Origin of the sequence: Streptomyces netropsis (assembly GCF_014203545.1) — a bacterium.
Lineage (GTDB): Bacteria > Actinomycetota > Actinomycetes > Streptomycetales > Streptomycetaceae > Streptomyces > Streptomyces netropsis.
In genome coordinates this window covers 13223-32842 of the sequence record NZ_JACHJG010000001.1, presented here as the reverse complement: position 1 = coordinate 32842, position 19620 = coordinate 13223, and the positions used below count along the sequence as shown (strand labels likewise).

Here is a 19620-nt window from a genome sequence, read left to right as displayed (position 1 = left end):
GTAAGGGGGAAGCCACGCGCGTCACGTCGTGAGCAGGACGCCCACGTACGACGCGCCGGCGATCACGACCCACGAGGACAGCCCGAGCGCCGCGACGCGGCCCCCGGTCCGGACGAGCGAGGGCAGGTGCACCGCGCTGCCGAGACCGAAGAGGGCGGCGGCGAGCAGCAGCTCCTGCGTGTGCTGGGCGACGTCGAGCACCCCGCCGGGCACCTGGCCGGTGCTGCGGACGGCGACCATGGCGAGGAAGCCGAGGACGAAGAGGGGGACGAGCGCGGGCCGCTTCCCCGGCGACTTCCCCGTCGCCGCGGCGGCGCGGCGGGCCCGTACGGACATGGCGACGGCGGCGACGAGCGGCGCGAGCATGGCCACCCGCATGAGCTTGACGAGGACGGCGTCGGTCAGGGCGTCCGGCCCGGCGGTCTGGGCGGTGGCCACGACCTGTCCGACGTCGTGCACGCCCGCGCCGACCCAGCGTCCGAACTGCGCGTCGTCGAGGCCGAGCGGGTGGTGCAGCAGCGGCAGCACCGCGATGGCGAGCGTGCCGCAGAGCGTCACGAGGGCCACGGAGGTCGCGACGTCCTCCTCGTCGCTGCCCGTCACCTCGCTGACCGCGCCGATCGCGGAGGCGCCGCAGATGGAGTAGCCGGTGGCGATCAGCAGCGGCTGGTCGCCGCGCAGCCCGAGCTTGCGCCCGAGCCAGAGCGTCCCGCCGAAGGTGGCGGCGACGACGGCGAGCACCATCACGACGGTGGCCCAGCCGAGCCCGAGGACGTCGTGGAGGCTGAGCTTGAGGCCGAGCAGCACGATGCCGATCCGCATGAGCCGCTTCCCGGCCAGGGTCAGTCCGGCCCGGCCGGTGCCGCGTATGCGGGCACGCAGGCCGGGGGTGTGCGCGGCGGCGATGCCGAGCACGACGGCGGCGGTGAGCATGGGGACGGCGGGTACGAGCCAATGGACCGCCCAGGCGAGCGCGACGCCCGCGGCGGCCATGGCGAGCCCGGGGAGGGACGCGGGGATCTTGCGCGGCGGCTTGAGCGCTCCGGGGGTGCCGCCGTCGCCGACCGCGTGGTCCCGTACGCGCGAGCTGATCAGTGCCACGACGGCACTCCGCGCGGGGAGAGGACTCGGGGTGCGCGGGGCACTCGGGGTGCCCGGTGGGCTCGGGCTGCCCGGTGGGCTCGGGGTGTCATCACAGTTCGCCGACCGGCAGGTCGTAGACGCGTCGGACGCTGGAGCCGAGACGGGCGACGTCGGCGCCGTAGACGTGGATGGAGATCGCCGTGGACGAACAGGAGTTGCGCACGCGGTGGATGTCGCCGGGCGGCGCGAAGCCGCAGACGTCGCCCTGGCCGTTGACGACGTCCTCGGTGGCGACGAGGCGGGCCGTCGTGCCGTCGGGGACGAGCCGGTAGCGGCGCTCGCTCTCCTGGCCCTCGTGGACGCCGGTGACGCACCACGAGACGTGGTCGTGGACGGCGGTCTGCTGGCCGGGCAGCCAGACGAGCGCGACGACGGAGAAGCTGCCGTCGGACTCGGCGTGCAGGATGTGCTGACGGTAGCGGTCGGGGTCGCCCTCGCGCTGTTCGGCGGTGAGCAGGTCGGGGGCGCCGAGGTGTCCCGCGAGCCGTTCGCCGACGAGGTACGCCGTCGTGTCGGGCGGCAGGCCACGGCCTACGGCCTCCCGGACGTCGTCGACGAGCTGGTCGAGGCGAGCGGTCGTCAAGGCTGCGGTGGGGGTGGTCATACGTGCAGAGTCGAGGCGTCGGAACCATCACGTCCAACGACAGTTCCTTGGCGGGATACCAACACGCGCTTATGGATGTGTGCCGTGCGCGCGACGCCCGTGGCCGTCGCTCAACATCCGATACGGCGGGCGGCGACGGCTTTCAGCCCGTCCACGACGAGCGCGGTGGCGGGGATGCGGAGGTGGTCGCGGAGGACGTAGGCGGAGACCTGGCGGCGGGAGGCCGGGTCCAGCGCCCGCCCGGTGATCTTGTCGTGGCGGAGGAAGGACAGGACGAGCCCGGGCATCATCGCGACGCCGAGCCCCTCCGCGACGAGCGACTGGACGACGAGATTGTCGTCGGTCGTGAACGCGATGTCGGGTGCGAAGCCCTGCTCGGCGCACTCGTGCAGGAAGTTGGTGCGGCAGCGCAGACAGCCCGCGATCCAGCGCTCCTCCGCGAGATCGGCGAGTTTGACGGCGCGGCGACGGGCGAGCGGATGCCCTATCGGCAGCAGGACGGTGAGCTGGTCCTCCATGAGCGGTATCTCGACGAGCTCGTCGGGGACCTGTTCCCGCAGGCCGGGATAGGTGAAGGCGAGGGTGATGTCGCACTCGCCGCGCACGAGCCGGTGGAGCGAGTCGGGGGGTTCGCTCTCCTGGAGTTCGACCCGGACACCGGGGTGGTCGATGGCGAGGCGGGCCACCGCCTCGGGTATGAGCGTGGCGCTGGCACTGGGGAACGCGCAGACCCTCACCCGCCCGGCGCGCAGCCGGGTGAGGGAACTCATCTGCGCCTGGGCGGCGGTGAGGCTGTCGAGGATGGTCTCGGCGTGCCGGGAGAGTGCCTCGCCGGCCTCGGTGAGCCGCATCCGGCGGCCGACACGGATGAACAGCGGGGTGCCGACGGAACGTTCGAGGGCCTTCATCTGCTGCGTGATCGCGGGCTGCGTATAGCCCAGCGAGCGAGCGGCCGCCGAGTAGGAACCGGCCTTGACCACTTCGTGGAACGTCCTGATGTGCCGGGAGTCGAACACCGCTGAATCATAAGCGGAGGTTGGGATAACCGGGCAAGTGGCCGATGGCTGCTTTTGGATCACGAATGGGCTTGAACAAATCGGGCAGGGAAGAGGCCATGCCCCACTACGTTTCGCATTTCACGTCCTTCGACGGCACGGACCTGGCCTACAGCGTGCGGGAAGCACGTGACGGTTCGGCGGGCCCGCCGCTGGTCTGCCTGGCCGGCGGGCCGGGCCGCGATGCGGCATATCTGGGCGATCTGGGCGGCCTCGACGCCCACCACACCCTGATCATCCCCGACAGCCGCGGCACGGGCGCCTCCCCGACGGCCGCCGACCCCGGCGCGTACGCCTTCCCTTCCCTGGCCCAGGACCTGGAGGCGCTCCGCGCCCACCTGGACGTCCCGCGCTTCGCCCTGCTCGCCCACGACGCGGCATGCGCGACGGCCCAGGCGTACGCGGCGTCGCACGGACAACATCTGTCCCACTTGGTCCTGGTCACCCCCGGCTCCCGGCTCCAGGGCGAACTCCCCGACGACGCCGAGCAGATCTTCGAGTCCCGCGCCACGGAGGACTGGTGGAAGGACGCGTACGTGGCCGTCCACATGCTGGCCACGGCGACGGACATGGCGGAGGTCCGCTCCCTCCTCCTCCGCGCGGCCCCCCTGGCCTACGGCCGCTGGGACACCCCCCAACGCACCCACGCGGCCACCGAGGGCGACCAGCTGAACCCGGTCCCCCGCGCCGGCTTCTGGCAGGGCGTCGACGAACCGTCCCGCCTGGCCCTCCTCGCGGCCCTGCGCGAGGTGGAGTGCCCGACGCTGGTGGTGACCGGTGACCGGGACGGCGTGACGGGCATGCGGGCGGGCGAGGTGGTCGCCGAGTCCTTCCCGAACGCCACGCTGAGGCCGCTGCACGGGGTGGGCCACTACCCGTGGGTGGACGAGCCGGAGATGTTCGGCCCGGTGGTGGAGGAGTTCTTGGCGGGGACGCGTTGACGGGTCTCGGGATGAACCCCGGTGAACCCCGATGAACGCGATATGTCAGCCCTGTGGCAACCCCGGAGGCACCGTTGAGCTCTCCCCACCACGCCCCTATGGTCAGGGGGGGAAGGCACAACACGGCCGTGTGCCCGAGTGGTTGAGGGACTCGCCTGCAAAGCGAGTTACGCCGGTTCGATTCCGGTCACGGCCTCTGAATGAGTACCCGGGCAGCCGGGTGCTGAGTACCAGCCCCGATGCCCGCCGCGCGGGGCGTCCATACGGTCGGGGCATGACACAACGAGCCATGTTCCCGCCGCACCACAGCCTGCCCACGCCGCCGAAAGACCGCGACGGCGCGGGGACCGCGGCGCTGGTTCTCGCTCTCTCGTCGTACATGCTGACCACCGTGGCCGGTGGGTTCTTCCTGGCGATCCCGGTCGGCATCGCTGCGATCGTCTGTGGTGTGGTGGGCGTCAGAAGAGCGAAGCGTGGTGAGGCGAGCAACGGCCGCATGGCGCGCGTGGGGCTCGTTCTCGGATCCGTCATCACCGTCCCGACCACCATCTTCCTGGCATGGCTGTTCTACGGACTGTCTCAGGCCTAGCCGTGACACCAGTAGTGGGAGGTGGTTGGATTCCGGCCACGGGAGGGCGCGGAGACGGCTGCGGAATTTTTCGCGGGCGGTGACGTCATGTCACAGTCACGCCCATGACTGAAGAAAACCAGCGCAAGATCGGCCTCATGGCGGGCATTGCGCTGTCCGCGGGCCTCCTCCCCGGAGTAACCCTCGGCGGCGACGGCCTGCCGGACAGACTCCTGACGGCGGCCCTGACCGCCCTCCTCTTCATGATCCTCACCACCCTGGTGGACACCACGCCGGTCTTCACCCGCCCCAAGGTCCCGGTGGTCCTCCTCATCCTCGGAGCGGCGGGCTGGCTCCAGGACACCCTGATATGGCTCCTGGCCGCCTGGCTCTTCGCCCTGGCGGGCGGCGACCTCCACGTGAACGGCCTCGCCACGGCGGCCCTGGCGGGGTTGGTGACTAGGGCAGTGCTGTGGGCCGCACTGTGGATACTGCCCCGGAAGGGGGCGGAAGCGGAGCGGGAACGAGTGGCGAGCTAACGGCTATCCCGGCGACCGGTCGCGCAGCGCCTCGACCAGACGCCGCACCACGTCCGGGCGTGCGCCACCAAGCTGGATGAGTTCATCTCCGGTGGCGGCACGCTCCACCCTCAGCGAAGGAAGCCTGAGGCCATGGCGCTCCAGCGCCTCGCGGAGCTGGGACACCACTTCGGGGGCGGCAGTACTCCGCGCTTCAGATCCGGGCATAGAGCGTCGCCGCCTCTCGCGGGACCACGACCCACATCCTGCTCCCAGCCAGCGGCCCCTCCGCCGCCGCAAGCCCGCAAATCCCGCCGCAAGCGTTCACGACGGCATCCAGAGTGGCCAGCGCCTGACGTCTCCGCGCGCGGCAAGCGTCACCGACGTCTGCCGCATGCGCGGGGTGCTCATCGAACACGGTCAGCCGCAACACCCCGTACCGCCATCGCACTGACAGGCTCACATCGCGCCCCGGCGTGAACAGACAGGCATTGGCGAGCAGTTCGGAGGCGGCGAGTACGCCGAGTTCTGCCATGTCGGCGAGCCCATGCGCGGACAGCAGCCGCCGCACGACGGTCCGGGCCATGCCGAGACAGTACGGACCACCGGGCAGCCCGAAGGAGTAGTTGAGGTTGGCACGGGTCGGTTCCAACGATGCCGTCCGGATCCCATCGGGCAGGCACGCTGCGTTGTTGCTCATGCGCGGTCACTCCAAGCACATTGGTGGGTAGTGGAGTTCTCGCACGCAGGCGGCCACCGGTGGCTCGCCTCCCTGGGCGCGAGCGCACCCGCCACAGGGAAGACGGGCAGGCTCGCGCGGTGCACTTCCGGTGCTGTCGCGTGTGAGCGGTGCGTTACCGAGCGTAGGGGCACTCGGCACCCCCGGACAACCTTGTCCAGAAGGACAACCCTGTCGGTGGACCGAGGTTGGGCCTACGCGGCATGCTTCGGATAGATCGAAGGAGGGGGCACATGCCGTCGAGGAGTCACCCAACCCAGCGGCAGCGACGCCTGGGCATCGAGCTGCGCAAGCTTCGCGAAGCCGCAGGTATGAGCGCCCAGGAAGCCGGCGCGGTGGTGAACATCAAGGCCTACCAGGTCAGCCACCTGGAAGCCGGCCGCGTGGGCGTCACCCCCAACCGGCTTCGCACCCTGGCGTGCAACTACGGATGCGCGAACGAAGCTCTCGTGGATGCCCTCGTGGCGATGTCCGACGAGCGCGACAAGGAGTGGTGGGAGGAGTACCGAGGATCCCTCCCGCCCGGCTACCTCGACATCGCGGAGCTCGAACACAGCTCACGCCGGATGCACACCTCGTCCAGCGTCCACATTCCCGGGCTGCTCCAGACCGAGGATCACGCACGCGCGATCTTCGAGGAAGCGGTGCAACCGCTACCCGCGAATGAGCTGGAGATCAGGATCGCTCACCGGATGAAGCGGCAGGGGGTGCTGGATCAGGCGAACCCACCACAGTTCGACGCGGTCATCCACGAAGCAGCTCTGCGCATGCAGTTCGGTGGCCGCAAGGTCGCACTCGCTCAGCTTGAGCATCTTCTGGTCGCAACCGAGCGGGAACACGTCCGCATCCACGTCATCCCCTTCGCCGTCGGCGGCTTCCCCGGCGCGGGGCAGACGGTGCTCTACGCCTACGGCGCGGTCCCACAGCTCGACACGGTGCAACTCGATGCCGCGCACACCACGGTCTTCCTCACCGCCGACCTCCAGCTGGAGAACTACCGCAGTCTGCTGGACCGCATGGAGCGCAAATGTCTCTCACCGGAGAAATCTCGCGCCCTGATCCACGCCATCAAGAGCGAACTCTGAAGGGGATGAGCATGTACGAAATCAAGTGGGAAGAGCCGTTCTGCGCGGGCGGCGGCAACGCGTGCATTCAGATCGGCCACACCACCGCCGGCACACCCATACTTCGTGAGACCAGCCGCCCTGACGAGCTGGTCACGACCACGAGGGAAGGCCTGCGCAACTTCATCGAAGCCGCAAAGAGCGGCGAACTAGATCACCTTGTGTGAATCACGCATGTCCGACGAGCCTTCCTCTTCTTGTTGCTGCGGTTGAAATCGCGATAGCGGCAGGGTCGATCACGGATCGGTGATCAAGCCGATCTCGGCAAGGCAGCCGTTAAGCAAGTGTGAGCGCTCTGGATCTTCTTGAGATTACGCTTCACGACGCGGGTGAGTGGGTCGAGGCTGGCGACGCGAAGTTCCCGCACTGCCCCCGTGCTACGAGCGGCTGAGAGTCACCATGAACGAGCCGAACGACAGGGCAAGGCCGACGACAGCCATCAGTGAACCCAAGTACCGATACCTCGCCGTACCGGCGCTTACGGTGATGAGCGGTGTCCTGAGGCCGTCAAACCCGCCAAGGTCCCCCTGCCCGCCAAGCCGCCGGTACACCCGCTCACCCCGCGCCTGGGCGTACTGAGCGAGGGCCGTAGAAAGGCCCCGGAAATTGAAGGCGAGACAGACACCAAAGGCTGTAGCAGCAAGCCCGAGAGTCAACGTGAAAACAGGCAAGAACATGAACATGATCATACCTAAATGCCTCCGCCAGACCACCTCTCGCGACCAAGTCGAAGCCACTCATACGTACTTCGAAGGGCACGAGAGCTAGACCCATAGGCTACGAGGTGAGTTTCGACAAGCTGGGTCGTCACCGCGTCCGGCTCGGTTCGCCGAGCGCCACGTTGTCGCATTACTTCAGTACTGGTCGACACTCTTGCCGTCTGGCACACGGAAGCACCCCGATACGAGGTCGACCATGATGCCCGACGTCTTGCCTGCCCTGGCGGCCACCTCCTCACTCGACCTTCTTTTATCCATGAACGTAATGTTCACCGAGAACTTGGACTTGGTCGATTCGGCAATCAGTTCAAGGTTCTGGGCAGCACTCTTATCGCGCCCATAACTTGCCACTTTCCAGCCACGCTTGGGCAGTTCATCCTTGAGTCGCTCCATGGATCGCTCCATGTCCTGCTCAGGGACCCCCCAGAGAGACCACGGGTGCCGAATTTTGTATCGATGCTTGGGATCCTCTTCGCAAGGCGAAACCCCCGGTCCGGGCTCACTCGTCTTCCCCTTCAGGTCTATGACGTCAAGGATCTGACTAGACAGCTCTTTGGCCACGTTTCGCGAATCGTCGACGTCGCGCACCTCGGGAGTGTAATCATTTGCACTTGAATCACCCATGACACCACATCCAGAAATCGAAATCATCACAATGGCTGTCAATATGAATGAACCGCGCCGATGACGCTTACCTTTGAGAGCCATAGAGTTAATCACGCTTCACCGAGTCGTAGTTTCCAGTAACCACTGCTGCCTGATTCCACAGACTTACCGAGTCACTCTTCCAGTAACCTCCGTGATCATCGGAGTCGGTCTGCATGATATTGGCTCCAAAAACTCGGTCAGAGGGTACATTTTGACTCAACGGATTCAGCGGGGAAAGCCACGGCGTCAGCTCGTTGTCGCCCCCTAGGCGTACAATCTTGCCACCGGCCGGCACTTGGTCCTTGGTCCAACTCGCAGCTTCCGACCAAACATGCCCCTTTGGGGCATCGAGCTCATCAGCATGCTTTACCAGCATTCCAGGGCTGGCGACCGCTACGATGTCGTCTGCCCCAAGGCCACCACCGTTTACCGAAGCGTCACCGATAGCCGTAGTGCCATAGCTGTGTCCAACGACAGTGAGGTGGCTGGCATGAGGTCCACCCTGCGCCGTTCGCACACCGTCGAGAAATTTACTCAGTTGCGGAGCAGCCTTGTCGGCATAGGATAGGGATGAAGCCTCAGGAATGATATGTCCGCCCTCAAACGGGCGCGCAGTCTGCGGGGCAGAGTATCCGATCCAAGTAACCGTCGATACGGATGGATTGCCAGGCATTGCGTTACTCTGCCTCCACAACGCAAGCGCTTTTTCCATATCATTTTCCGCGTTACTTAGCCGAGCCGTCGTTCCAGGCACATAGACCGCAGTGTGTTCGGCGGTATCTGGATTCCCATTCGCTACGATGGCGCGGCCAAATCCCTTGACATCAAAACCGAGAAGGTAAGCCTTCGGAAGTCCCCCTTCACCGGTTTGATCAAACCGATTCTGAATCTGCTTTATGCCGGCCAGCTGATCTTGCAAGTATTTCTTCTTATTTTCCCACTCCAACCTTTTGCTCCCCTTCCCTTGCAGGGGAAGCCCGGTGATGGGATTGATGTGATGCTCGTACTTCGGCTTGGGCCCCCTGTCGAGATCCCTGAGCTGCTGCTCAGCACTTCCCCGAGCCTCAGCGAGCACGAGGCGGTTTGCCTCGTCTCGGGCAGTGGCGGGTAGACCATCAAGGGCACCGATGCTGGCCGGGTGGACAGATATGTACTCCTCCCGCTGCGCCTGGCTCAGCCTCCCCCACCAAGCGGCGTTCTCCTTGGGGGATTTACCCTTGGGGATGTCCGATTCCTTGAGATACTTGCCCGCAGCACTCTGGATTTCCTTGGTGTCTCGCGCAACATCCGCCCAATTGGGCTTCTTGAGAGTGGCGTCCGTCTTTAGTTTCGCCAGTGCCCTGGCGTAACGACCGTCGATCTCGTTGGCCTCGCTGAGAGCGGCGACTATCCGGTTCGCTATCGCTCTGGCCTTGCCCTCGTTCGGGTCAGCGCTGGCGGCGAACGGCACACCCTTCGGCTGCGCTCCGGAGAGGTTGGGCGCGTATGGGACGGTGGCCGGGTACTTGACCGCACCGTTCGCCTCGACCGTGAACTTCAAGGCGGCGGCATCCGCCAGCGCTTCCTTGAGCTTGCGCTGTGGACCCTCAAGCTCGGAGGCGAGCCCGCTCAGTGCTGTCCGGATGAGGCCACATTCCGCATGGATGTACTGGAAGTTACTGCTCAGCCGAGCCAGGCTCTTCCGCGCGGCCTCGTCGGTATAGCCTTGTTGAGTCGCCTGCAGCTTGGCGATCATCTCGTTGTTCACGCGATCCATTGCCGCGCTGCCTCTGTTACTGACAGCAGCCCAGCCACCCGCAGCATCCGAGAACTTGGACCTGTCCAGCTCGGTCAGCTCTTTGATCGTCACCACGACCGGTGGCCCCCCTACTTTCCACCCTTGCCGGAGGCAAAGGTGCCCTTGACCTGCTTGTCGTTCTCGCTGAAGTCGATACCGGTCTGCTTCAGACTGCTACTGAGGCCATCACACTCGGCTTTGACCTTCTGCAGCCGCCCTTCCCACGAACCGAGGATGTCTGCCAACGCCTTCGCGCTGGAGAACCCCGACGTCCCCTTCGTGACATTCTCGTGAGCCTTCTTGAGCTGGTTGATCCCCTCGCTCACAGACGAGCGCAAGTCGTCAGCCACGCCGCCGGCGGCAGTCCACGGCTCTTTCGAAGCCTTGTGTGTACCGTTTCCACCTCCTCCGCCACCACCGGACGATGCCAGGCCCATCTGGGCATCCTGTTGACGCGCACTCGCGGTCAAGTTGCCCTCGGCGTCGTAGCGGCTCGGGTTGAAGCGCTTGTCCCAGTCTTCTGGCAGCCCTGTGCCAACCGTCATGATTCCCCGTTGGTGTGTGATCGTGTGGATGCCTGCGGCACGCTACATCTGGCGTGACCTGCGTCGTCTCTTGAGTCCCAGCGGCACGGCGACAGCCAGGGCGACCACGGCTGCGGCGCCTGCCGCGAGGACGTTGCGCGTCGAGAGCAGGTCGTCGCCCTTGGATGCGGAATCGGCTGGAGATCGCCCGGGCATGCCACCGGTGGCTCGCGACGCGGTCGCCTGCGGGGCGGGCGAGGCGGAGTTGGGACCTGGGAGGGGGTTCACGTCAGCGGGCCCTGGGTCCCCGGGGTTCTTGAGGGCGATGCGAGGGCGGACTACGCCGTAGCCGATCGAATCGCTGCGCTTGTCGCCGTTCTCGGGGCCGCCGGCGGTGTTGATCAGGACGCGGGTGATTTGGTTGGCGGTCCAGTCGGGGTGGATGGACCAGAGGAGGGCGGCGGAGGCTGAGGCGAGGGCGGTGGCGCCGCTGGTCCCGTGGCTGCGGCAGACTCCGGTGCCACCCTTGCAGGTGATGATCAAGTTGTCGCCCGGGGCTGCCAGGTCGACTTGCGGACCGCGCTCCGACTCCGTCGTCGCTTCGATCTCCTGGTCCACTCCGGCTACGCCCACCACTCCAGGGAACGCCGCTGGGTATACAACAGGGTTGGCTTTGTCGCCCCAATTACCGACACCAGCAAATACCAACTTGCCCTTAGAGATGGCGTACTCAATGGCATCCGCCTCCAGTGAGCTCCTTTCCGGCCTTCCCATTGAAATATTGATGATCTTTGCCTCAGAATCCGCCGCGTACCGGATCGCCGCACTCATGGCAGTGCCTGGTGCTATCTGAGTTACTGGAGCCTTGTCGTTGACAACACGCAAGGGAAGAATCTTGGCTCCGGGTGCCAGTCCCATGGCACCTGCCCCTGCGTTACTCTTTCCAGTTCCTGCAATGAGCGCAGCCATCCTGGTTCCATGGCCGTCGTAGTCAGAGTCAGCCCCTCCGGCGACTCCTGAGAAGTCTCTGCCCGGAAGAAGCCGACCACGTAGGTCAGGTAGTTCGGAGTCCACACCGCTGTCGACGACTGCCACCGTCACGCCGTCACCTGTGCTGGCCTTCCACATCTCCTCAGCCCGCATGGCATCCAGGTGCCACTGCTGCGAACGAACTGCGTCCGCACGAGCGGACTGAGCGGAGATCGCAAGTGCCACGAGGACGGCGACACCACATACCAAGCTTCTCTGCCTGCCGGTCCCGGAACCTGCGCTGCGATGCATGTGTCTGCCTCTGCCTGAGATCAGTCGATGACGGGTGGGACGATACGCCGGTCGCTTTGCGGCCAGGACTCTTCGTCCTCGACCAGGTAGTCGGGACGTTGCCGGGACCTGGAGGCGCTCCGATTGAGCGACCGATCCGCCTCTCCGGGGCTGCGAACAAGCCCCGTCCCACCTGGCGTGAACGGTCGGTCCATTGCCCCCGCAAGGCGGCCGCCTACAACTCCGCCACTTTCGGTTGCCAGGCGTCGGCCACCGCCCTGGCCGCCGCCCATCCGGCCCGACGGGGCTCCCGGCATGGCCGCGCCGATACCGTGGCCCATCGGGGGGCGACCTGAACCGGACTCAGTTCCGATCACAGTTCCTCGGAGGGCCTGGGCCGGTGACGGCCCCGTCGCGCGCGGCATCGGCCGACCACCGACGATGCCGTCATTGGGTACGCCCATCCCGGGCATATTGACCCGCCTACCACCAACACCTTGCCCCGGGCTTGTCCCGCCTCCACCACCCTGCCCAGGCATTCCGGGGACCATCCGTTGCCGTACTTCGCCGATCGGCTCCCCCCTCACCACGCCCGTCTTCGCACGACCGATATCCCCCGACGGAGGCAGGCCCTGGGTCGGGAACGGCAAGGCCTGGTCGGGCGCACCACCCTCGTGGGAAGGAACCGCTGGCCCCCTGGAGGGGAGGGCGGGACCTTGTGGTGTCGCCACTCCACCATCGATTTCCACAGCAGCGGGACCAGTCTCCTGACGAGGGCCGGGCACCGCACCCACACTTGTGCCTGCAGCTGCGGCTACATCGACCCGACCCTCCTGTTCTGAGCGCACAGCCGTGTCGGCGGAACGAGCTGGTCCGTCCTCGTATCCCTGCGAGCCCGTCAGGCCAAGTTCAGCCTGACCAGGACGTGCAGCAACGCCTGGGGTCGGGACGTAGTCCGCGCCGTCAATTCCTGGCGCCGGCATGAACTTTTCCTTCACCGGCGGAAACTGCGGCCTCTCCACCTGCCCCATGTTGTGCGCCGACCACACATACGACCCCGCAAGCTTCCGCATCAGGCTCACCGCCTCCGCGTGGTCCTCGTCGAGCCGCTTCTGGGCCGCCGTGGCCGCCTCCGGCGTAGGGCCGGCCAGGACGCCGCCGCCCGGCTTGGGGGCGTCGGAGGAGGCCGGGGGCTTGAGGAGGAAGCCGCCCGGGTGCTGGGACAGGTAGGAGTTCAGGGTCGCCTTCGACGCCGCCGAGTACTCCGGCATCGACGACTTCACCGAGCTCAGCGTCTCCGCCGCGTGGCCCATCCACGTGCCCGCCTTGTCGCTGAACTCCCCCAGCCGCGTCGTGGCGTTGACCATGTTCGCGCCCCACTTGCGGAAGGCGTCGCCGGCCTCGCCCTCCCAGTTGACGTGGGACATGTACGTCCGGAGGTCCTCGCCGATCTTGCCGATGGCCACGCCCGCGGTCTTGAGCTTGTCGCCGAGTTCCCGCGTCTTGGCCGCGTCCGCGTGCTCGATCATCGCGCGCAGCTGCTCGTGGGTCCGGGACTCGAAGTCGGACGTGATCACCGCGGGGTTGACGGTCCGCCGGATGACCGGGCCTACGCCGCCCGGGGGTGGGGTGGTCATCAGATGCTGCCCTTCTGGCTGCCCGGCGTCGGGGGCGGTGTCGGCTTCGGGCTCGGCTGCGAACTCGGCTCCGACGGAACGTCCTTCGCGTGCGGGTCCAGCTCGCGGTTGTAGTGCTCCTTGGCCCGTTCCTGGATGGCCCACATGCGTTCGCGCGCTTCTTGGTCGATGTTGGCGTAGCCGACCCGGGAGGCGTGGATGGCGGTGCCGAGGGCCTCGATCTGGTCGAACAGGAGCTGGGAGAGGGTCGCCAGCTGGGTGTGGACGTCGTCGTACGCGGAGTACAGGGCGTCCGCCTCGCCGAACGACTTGCCCAGCACCGCCTGCGCGAGGCGATTGCCGGTGAGGCGGTCCGGGCCGCCCTCGGAGCCGGTGAGGTCGGTCAGGAGGGCGTCCACCCGCCCCTGGAAGGACTTCAGCTGCTCAAGGTCCGCTTCCAGCTTCGCCGTTGACCCGCCCGGACCGCTCGCCCCCGCCGTCCCCGCCGTCCCGCCGGCACCGTCCACCACGTCTACTGCCCGCCCCTCACGTCTTCCCCGTCAGTCAATGCATCACCATGCGTCCCCAGCCTACTGACAGGCAGTGACAGCGACATGAGTACGGGTACTCATCCGTTCGAACGGCGCCTCAGAACACCGGCAACGCGATCACGTTCTGGCCGTCCAGGACGAAGACGCGGTTGCCGTCCGCCACGAGCCAGACCTTCTCCTTCGAGTTCTTGAGCCTGTACTTCCACATGCCCATGCCCTTGTCCGTGTTCACGGTGTTCACCGACCTGTACACCGGGTCGTCCTCGGCAACCCACACCCCGGAGCCCTGCATGATGACCGGGCCGCGCATGCCGCCCGGCTCATGTGACTCCCATTCCTTGCTCCCGTCGGCCCTCCTGAGCCGTCTGGGCCAGTTCCCATGGATGGCGTAGACGGATTCCCCGTGGACGGTCGGCGGGCCCCAGGCCTGGTCGTTGCCCATGTAGTCCTTGGCCTTGACCGTCCACAGTTCCTTGCCGTCGGTCAGGGAGCGGGCCACCAGGTTCGTGCCGTTCAGGTACACCGTGCCGTCGGATACGGCAGGGCGGATCAGCTCCGCCGACTGGGCGCGGAGGTCCCACACCGTGCGGCCGTCGCTCGTGTCGACGGTGACGACGTCCCCGTCGGCGGTGCCCACGACCAGGTGGCCACGCTCGATGACGCCCCGGGGCGAGGCGTTCCCCTGCTTGCCGCCGAGGCGGACGGAGACCTTGGCCGTCCAGCGGATCCGCGCGTCGGAGCGGCCGACGCTGCGCAGCCGGCCGTCCTTCGTCACGAGGTAGACCGCCTCGGCGTCCGACGCGAGGAGCCATGCGGCCTCGGCCGGGGCCGTCCACTTGGGTTCGCCGGTGGACGCGACGAACGTCAGCAGTGTGCCGTCGGTGCCGACGGCCGCGATCAGCCGGTCCGACAGTGAGAGGTAGCGGCCGGGCGCGTGGACCTGGGCCGCGGCCCAGCGGCGTTTGCCGTCGACGACGTTGTGGGCGGCAAGGCCGCCGTCCACCGAGCCGAGGACGATGACGTCGCGCACGGGCAGCGGTGCGGGTGAATCGGTGTGGAGCACCTTGACCGGGCCCCACAGTTCCTTCGGCGACCCGCCGGTGATGAAGTCGCCCTCGTCCGCGGACAGGATGCGCGCCGCGGGGGTCTTCACCGCGGGCGGGATGGCGAAGGGGTCCGGCTTCGGCGTCACCTTCCCGGAACCGCGGCTCAGCCACCACGCGGCCGAGCCGCCCGCCGCCGCGAGCACGGTGCCGCCCACGGCGAGCCCCGTGATCAAGTGACGCCGCGAGACCTGGCGGCCGCCGGCGCTCGTCTCCGTGATCGGCGCCACCAGCGCCCGTGCGTCGCCTTCCCGACGCTTGATGCCGTCGGCCACCGGTCCGCGCCGCCAGATGCGGTCGGCGCCCCGAGGCGGGGCGAACGCCTTCACGATCTGGTCGGGAGTGGGCCGGGCCGCCGGATCCTTGGCCAGCAGCGGGGCGATGAGCTCCCGGAGGGCGTCCGGGACGTCCCCCCACACCGGCTCGCCGTGTACGACCTCGTACTGCACCGCCGCGACATGGCTCGCGTCGAACGCCCGGTGTCCGCTCGCCGTGTAGATCAGCACCGCGCCGAGCGAGAAGACGTCGGCGGAGGGCGCGACGCGGCGGCCCAGCACCTGTTCGGGGGCTCCGTACCCGGGGGTGACGGGGATCTGGCCGGTGGTGGTGAGGGTGAGGCCGTGTTCGGGGCGGGCGATGCCGAAGTCGATGACGCGCGGGCCGGCCGAGGTGAGGATGATGTTGGAGGGCTTGAGGTCGCGGTGGATGAGGCCCGCCGCGTGGATGTCCGCCAGGGTGCGTGCGAGGGAGGCCGCGAGGGCACGTACGCCGGGTTCGTCGAGGAAGCCGATGTCGTCGGCGACCTCCTCCAGCGTCGGACCCGCCAGGAACTCGGTGGCGATCCACGGCCTGCCGCCCTCGGTCTCCGCTCCGAGGACGCGCGCCACCCCGCGGCTCGTGACGGCCTGCGCCGTCTGCGCCTCGCGGACGAAGCGGGCCGCGAGGTTGTGCTCGTGGGCCAGTTCGGGCCGCAGGACCTTCACGGCGGCGGCCTGCCCGGCGCCGTCCTGTCCGATGTACACCTTGCCCATGCCGCCTTCGCCGAGCACGCCGAGCAGGCGGTACGGGCCGAGGCGAAGCGGGTCGCCGGTGCCGAGGGGTTTCATGAACGGGGCTTTCTGGCCGGGGTCGCTGGAGGGAGAGGGCACGGGAGCGGGGTCACGGGCGCAGGGTCACGGGAGCAGGGTCACGAGAGCAGGGTCACGAGAGCAGGGTCACGAGAGCAGGGTCACGAGAGAGGGCTCACTCGAGAGGGAAGGCGGCCAGGAAGCGGCCCCCCAAGGCGACGACTGTCTTGGCGCGCTCATGGGCGACGAAGCGCTCGCCGGTCGTCTTGTACACACGGACCGTCGAACGGGACGCGGGGTCGATCGCCCTCAGTCCCGACAATCCCTTGCTGAACACGTACTTCGGGCCGACAACCGGCGGATCGACGAGGGCCGCCGTCGCCCCCTCGCCGCTCTTCTCCTCCCACCGCGGCTTTCCGCTCGCCGCGTCGACCGCGACCACGCCGCGCCCCTCCTCGACCGCGTACACCACACCGTCCTTGAGCGCGGGCGGCCCGTACCGGCGCCCGGTGCCCTTCCACGCCTGCGAGCCGTCGCGCAGGCGCAGCGCGCGCAGTTGTCCCAGGCCCAGGTAGACGTGGTTGCCGTCCACCGCCGGCGGCACCCGCAGCGGGTCCGCCTTCGCGCCGTCCAACGGCTTGTCCCATACGGGTTTTCCGGTACGGGTGTCGCGTACGACGAGCCGGACCTTGCCGTCGTCCGTCTCCTGGAACAGCACCAGACGGTCGCCCACGGCCCGGGCGGCGAGGAAGTGCAGCCGGTCCGCTTTGTCGGGTCTCGCCGGCAGGGGCTGGGTCCAGATCTTCCTGCCGGAGTCGACGGCGACGGCGAGCAAGGACCAGGTCTGAGCGCTGAGGAAGCCGTCCATCGAGTACTCGCCCTCCCCGACGGCCAGATAGACGACGCCGTCGGCGACGCACAGCAGCTGGTTCTCGTAGATGACCCCGTTGTAGTCCTCGTACCGGGCGAAGGGCTCCTTCGCCTTGCCGGTGGCGAGATCGACCGACGCGATGATCAGCGGCCAGTGCCGGCCCTTGTGGCCCTCGGACTCGTCCAGCTCCACGAGGCGGTAGACGTGGGTGCCGTCGGAGACGGTCTGCCAGGTACGTTCCATCTTCTGGGACGCCCACTCGACCGCCCCGGTCTTCGCGTCGATGCCCGCCAGGCCGGCGCTGGCGACCAGGAAGACCCGGTCTCCGGCGACGAGCGGTTCTGCGGGGACCATATGGTCGGGCGGGCCCGCGACCTGGATCTGCCAGGTCGAGTCGTGCTTCTGCCGCGGCAGGTCGTTGGCGCTGGGACCGGGGTCCGGCTTCTTGTACGGGGCGGGGCCCGGGTCGGGGTCGTCCCGGCCGAGCCAGGCCCAGGTGCCCGCCCCGGCCGCCGCCACGCCGAGTGCGGAACCGCCCGCCACCGTCAGCAGGCGGCGCCGGGACAGCGCGACGGTGGTGCCCGGGGTACGGCTGGGCTCCTCCGGCAGGTCGTACGGCGCGGGGAGCCGCTCGGGCCGGAACTGCCAGACCTCCGTCGCGCGGCGGGCGATCTCCGCGAGCAGGGCATCCGGCAGATGGTCGGCGAACTGGCCGTCGCCGTCATGGAGCGCGGTCGCCAGCTCCGCCGTGGTCAGGCGCTCGTCGGGGTTCTTGCTCAGGCAGCGGGACAGCAGCGGGGTCAGGGCGGCGGGCACGCCCGTCAGGTCCGGGGCCTCGTAGCGGACGCGGTACAGCAGGTCCGCCGGCTGGCCGTTGCCGAACGGGCCGTGGCCCGTCGCCGCGAAGACGAGGACTCCGGCGAGCGCGAAGACGTCGCCCGCCGGGCTGTGCTCGCCGCCCGTCGCCTGTTCCGGGGACATGAAGGCGGGCGTGCCGGCCGCGGCCCCCGTGCGGGTGAGCCGGTCGTCGCCGATGGCGCGGGCGATGCCGAAGTCGATGACCTTCGGACCGTACGCCGTGATCATGATGTTGGACGGCTTGAGGTCGCGGTGCACGACGTCCGAGCCGTGCAGCTGGCCGAGGGCTCCGCACAGCGCGGCTCCCAGGGCCCGTACGGACGGCTCGGGGAGCGGTCCGGCGAGGCGGACCGCCTCGTCGAGCGGCGGGCCGAGCACGTACTCGGTCGCCAGCCAGGGGGTTTCGGCGCGCGGGTCGGCGTCCACGACCTCGGCGCCGTGCAGCCCGCCGATGACGCGTGCCGCGTCGGACTCCAGCCGGAAACGGGTGCGGCAGGTGGTGTCCGAGGCGATCGAGGCGTGCATCGTCTTGAGCGCGACGGTACGGCCCCCGGCGGAGCGGGCCAGGTAGACGGTGCCCATGCCGCCGCTGCCCAGGCGGGCGACCAGGCGGTACGGGCCTATGTGCTGCGGATCGTCGTGCGTGAGGGGGAAGGGCATGGGCTATCGATCAGTCCTGGCGCGGTGGGCGGGCTCGGTGAGCACGACGGTGACGGGCTCGGCGGGGGGCTCGGCGGGCTCGCCGAGCACGACCGTGGCGGCCTCGACCGGAATCCCGGCAGGCTTCCCGAGTACGACCGTGCCGGGTGCGGCAGGCTCTGGGAGGACAGCGGTAACAGGCTCGGCGGGGGCGGGAAGCACAGCGGTGACAGGCTCGGCGGACTCGAGGAGCACGGCCGTGGCAGGCTCGGCGCCGCCGGGACGGGATTCGACCGGGATCTCCGCCGCGAGGACCGCCGCCGACTGGCGGGCGATGGCCGCGATCACCCGGCCCGGCAGCCATCCGGCGCCCAGCAGCTCCGCCGCCCGGCTCCCGGCCGTCGCGTCGACCGTGTCGGACGCCGTGAACGCTTCCAGCAGCGCCGCCGCCTGCGGGCGTGCCGCCGGGTCGCGGGAGAGGCAGGCCGCGATGGTTCCGCGCAGGGCGGGCGGGAGTTCGTCCCGCTCGGGGACCGTGTGGCCGGTGGCGGCGTACGCGAGGACCGCGCCGAGCGCGTAGATGTCGCCCATCGGGTGCGGGCGTTCGCCGGCGGCCTGCTCGGGCGGGAGGCTGCCCGACTCCAGGGCGGGGTGGCCGGAGCGCGGCTCGCCGTCCGCGGCGGCGGCCCGTACCGCGCCGAAGCAGGTCAGGCGGGGGCCGTCGGCCGCGAGCAGTACGGCTGCCGGGGAGAGGCCCGCATGCGTCAGGCCCTGTCCGTGCAGGATCGCGAGGGTTTCGACGAGGGCCGCGCCGAGCGCGCGCACGGTGTGTTCCGGCAGGGGGCCGCCGTGCACGGCGAGGGCCGTGGGGAGCGGCAGGGCGGGGACGTACGGGCGGGCGTGCCACGGGACTTCCCCCGAACCCGAACCCGAACCCGAACCCGAACCCGAGCCCGAGCCCGAGCCCGACCCGGAGGCCGCGGTTTCGGTGGCCGGGGCCGACCACGGCCCGAGCAGGTACCGGGACGCCTCGGCCTCGGCGGCGAACCGTCCGTGATCGGCGCCCGCGCGCGGAACACCGACGAGGACGGTGCGTTCGCCGTCCGCGCTCCGAGCGATGAACCGATTCTCCGGCACGGGCGGCACGGGGGACACGGACAGCCCGGCCGGTCCGGACCTGTCGCCGTCCAGCCGGGTGATGACCGTGTACGGGCCGATGCGTCGCGGCACGGCCGTATGTGGCGCTGACATGTGTGAACGATCCCCCCGAGCCGGTGTGCGCAGCATTCGGGAGC

The 19620-nt window shown here is 68.6% G+C and carries 18 protein-coding genes, 1 tRNA gene and 1 pseudogene; 6 read left to right on the top strand and 14 right to left on the bottom strand.

All coding sequences use genetic code 11. The features are described from left to right. Nucleotides 1-21 precede the first annotated feature (21 nt). The 3 genes from FHS38_RS00150 to FHS38_RS00140 form a co-directional block, all read right to left on the bottom strand. Complete coding sequence (locus FHS38_RS00150) at nt 22-1101, bottom strand: YeiH family protein (RefSeq protein WP_373301759.1); 1080 nt, start codon at nt 1099-1101, stop codon at nt 22-24. A 91-nt stretch (nt 1102-1192) separates the two neighbouring features. Continuing rightward, a complete protein-coding gene (locus tag FHS38_RS00145) occupies nt 1193-1747 on the bottom strand; it encodes a cysteine dioxygenase family protein (RefSeq protein ID WP_184729427.1) in 555 nt (184 codons plus the stop codon). A 110-nt stretch (nt 1748-1857) separates the two neighbouring features. Beyond that, nucleotides 1858-2763, bottom strand: a complete 906-nt coding sequence (locus FHS38_RS00140) for a LysR family transcriptional regulator (protein WP_184729425.1) — start codon at nt 2761-2763, stop codon at nt 1858-1860. Between the two features lie 98 nt (nt 2764-2861). Between FHS38_RS00140 and FHS38_RS00135 the strand changes: the two genes are divergently transcribed. The 4 genes from FHS38_RS00135 (at nt 2862) to FHS38_RS00120 (ending at nt 4850) form a co-directional block, all read left to right on the top strand. Continuing rightward, nucleotides 2862-3743: an alpha/beta fold hydrolase gene (locus FHS38_RS00135; RefSeq protein WP_184729423.1), complete on the top strand. Its 882-nt coding sequence runs from the start codon at nt 2862-2864 to the stop codon at nt 3741-3743. A 124-nt stretch (nt 3744-3867) separates the two neighbouring features. Then, nucleotides 3868-3939 (top strand) — tRNA-Cys (locus FHS38_RS00130). A 78-nt stretch (nt 3940-4017) separates the two neighbouring features. Then, complete coding sequence (locus FHS38_RS00125; protein WP_184729421.1) at nt 4018-4332, top strand: DUF4190 domain-containing protein; 315 nt, start codon at nt 4018-4020, stop codon at nt 4330-4332. 104 nt (nt 4333-4436) lie between these two features. Beyond that, the gene (locus tag FHS38_RS00120) at nt 4437-4850 is read left to right on the top strand and encodes a phage holin family protein (protein WP_184729419.1); all 414 of its coding nucleotides are present in this window, start codon (nt 4437-4439) and stop codon (nt 4848-4850) included. A 193-nt stretch (nt 4851-5043) separates the two neighbouring features. Here FHS38_RS00120 and FHS38_RS00115 read toward each other — a convergent pair whose 3' ends face one another. Further along, nucleotides 5044-5529, bottom strand: coding sequence for an ATP-binding protein (locus FHS38_RS00115; RefSeq protein WP_184729417.1), 486 nt, complete (start codon nt 5527-5529; stop codon nt 5044-5046). Between the two features lie 272 nt (nt 5530-5801). On the opposite strand from FHS38_RS00115, the gene FHS38_RS00110 reads away from it, so the two are divergent. Then, entirely contained in the window at nt 5802-6653 is an 852-nt protein-coding gene (locus FHS38_RS00110; RefSeq protein ID WP_184729415.1) for a helix-turn-helix domain-containing protein, read from the top strand. Nucleotides 6654-6664: 11 nt separating this feature from the next. Beyond that, nucleotides 6665-6859, top strand: a complete 195-nt coding sequence (locus FHS38_RS00105; protein WP_184729413.1) for a DUF397 domain-containing protein — start codon at nt 6665-6667, stop codon at nt 6857-6859. Between the two features lie 210 nt (nt 6860-7069). Here the strand turns inward: FHS38_RS00105 and FHS38_RS00100 are convergent, their stop codons facing one another. The 10 genes and pseudogenes from FHS38_RS00100 to FHS38_RS00055 all read right to left on the bottom strand — a co-directional run. Further along, nucleotides 7070-7381, bottom strand: coding sequence for a hypothetical protein (locus FHS38_RS00100; protein WP_184729411.1), 312 nt, complete (start codon nt 7379-7381; stop codon nt 7070-7072). A 165-nt stretch (nt 7382-7546) separates the two neighbouring features. After that, a complete protein-coding gene (locus tag FHS38_RS00095; RefSeq protein WP_184729409.1) occupies nt 7547-7999 on the bottom strand; it encodes a hypothetical protein in 453 nt (150 codons plus the stop codon). Between the two features lie 124 nt (nt 8000-8123). Further along, nucleotides 8124-9911: an alpha/beta hydrolase gene (locus FHS38_RS00090; RefSeq protein ID WP_184729407.1), complete on the bottom strand. Its 1788-nt coding sequence runs from the start codon at nt 9909-9911 to the stop codon at nt 8124-8126. A gap of 14 nt (nt 9912-9925) precedes the next feature. Then, a complete protein-coding gene (locus FHS38_RS00085; RefSeq protein ID WP_184729405.1) occupies nt 9926-10381 on the bottom strand; it encodes a hypothetical protein in 456 nt (151 codons plus the stop codon). A 42-nt stretch (nt 10382-10423) separates the two neighbouring features. Beyond that, entirely contained in the window at nt 10424-11503 is a 1080-nt protein-coding gene (mycP, locus tag FHS38_RS00080; protein ID WP_260420556.1) for a type VII secretion-associated serine protease mycosin, read from the bottom strand. Between the two features lie 158 nt (nt 11504-11661). Then, a complete protein-coding gene (locus tag FHS38_RS00075; RefSeq protein ID WP_184729401.1) occupies nt 11662-13257 on the bottom strand; it encodes a hypothetical protein in 1596 nt (531 codons plus the stop codon). Further along, nucleotides 13257-13766 carry a DUF2563 family protein gene (locus tag FHS38_RS00070; protein ID WP_184729399.1) on the bottom strand — a complete coding sequence of 170 codons (510 nt, stop codon included), beginning with the start codon at nt 13764-13766 and terminating at the stop codon, nt 13257-13259. The genes FHS38_RS00075 and FHS38_RS00070 overlap by 1 nt, the downstream gene beginning before the upstream one ends. A 118-nt stretch (nt 13767-13884) precedes the next feature. Further along, nucleotides 13885-15996, bottom strand: a complete 2112-nt coding sequence (locus FHS38_RS00065; RefSeq protein WP_184730982.1) for a serine/threonine-protein kinase — start codon at nt 15994-15996, stop codon at nt 13885-13887. 136 nt (nt 15997-16132) lie between these two features. After that, entirely contained in the window at nt 16133-18346 is a 2214-nt protein-coding gene (locus FHS38_RS00060) for a protein kinase domain-containing protein (RefSeq protein WP_184729397.1), read from the bottom strand. 258 nt (nt 18347-18604) lie between these two features. Continuing rightward, nucleotides 18605-19576: pseudogene (locus tag FHS38_RS00055) on the bottom strand (protein kinase family protein); the annotation flags it as partial. Nucleotides 19577-19620 lie beyond the last annotated feature (44 nt).

What these genes read in the sequence shown, in the direction of transcription:
- FHS38_RS00145 (WP_184729427.1), bottom strand. Translation starts at nt 1,747, where the DNA reads ATGACCACCCCCACCGCAGCCTTGACGACCGCTCGCCTCGACCAGCTC.
- FHS38_RS00135 (WP_184729423.1), top strand. Translation starts at nt 2,862, where the DNA reads ATGCCCCACTACGTTTCGCATTTCACGTCCTTCGACGGCACGGACCTG.
- FHS38_RS00125 (WP_184729421.1), top strand. Translation starts at nt 4,018, where the DNA reads ATGACACAACGAGCCATGTTCCCGCCGCACCACAGCCTGCCCACGCCG.
- FHS38_RS00120 (WP_184729419.1), top strand. Translation starts at nt 4,437, where the DNA reads ATGACTGAAGAAAACCAGCGCAAGATCGGCCTCATGGCGGGCATTGCG.
- FHS38_RS00115 (WP_184729417.1), bottom strand. Translation starts at nt 5,529, where the DNA reads ATGAGCAACAACGCAGCGTGCCTGCCCGATGGGATCCGGACGGCATCG.
- FHS38_RS00110 (WP_184729415.1), top strand. Translation starts at nt 5,802, where the DNA reads ATGCCGTCGAGGAGTCACCCAACCCAGCGGCAGCGACGCCTGGGCATC.
- FHS38_RS00105 (WP_184729413.1), top strand. Translation starts at nt 6,665, where the DNA reads ATGTACGAAATCAAGTGGGAAGAGCCGTTCTGCGCGGGCGGCGGCAAC.
- FHS38_RS00100 (WP_184729411.1), bottom strand. Translation starts at nt 7,381, where the DNA reads ATGATCATGTTCATGTTCTTGCCTGTTTTCACGTTGACTCTCGGGCTT.
- FHS38_RS00085 (WP_184729405.1), bottom strand. Translation starts at nt 10,381, where the DNA reads ATGACGGTTGGCACAGGGCTGCCAGAAGACTGGGACAAGCGCTTCAAC.
- mycP (WP_260420556.1), bottom strand. Translation starts at nt 11,503, where the DNA reads ATGCGGGCTGAGGAGATGTGGAAGGCCAGCACAGGTGACGGCGTGACG.
- FHS38_RS00075 (WP_184729401.1), bottom strand. Translation starts at nt 13,257, where the DNA reads ATGACCACCCCACCCCCGGGCGGCGTAGGCCCGGTCATCCGGCGGACC.
- FHS38_RS00065 (WP_184730982.1), bottom strand. Translation starts at nt 15,996, where the DNA reads ATGAAACCCCTCGGCACCGGCGACCCGCTTCGCCTCGGCCCGTACCGC.
- FHS38_RS00060 (WP_184729397.1), bottom strand. Translation starts at nt 18,346, where the DNA reads ATGCCCTTCCCCCTCACGCACGACGATCCGCAGCACATAGGCCCGTAC.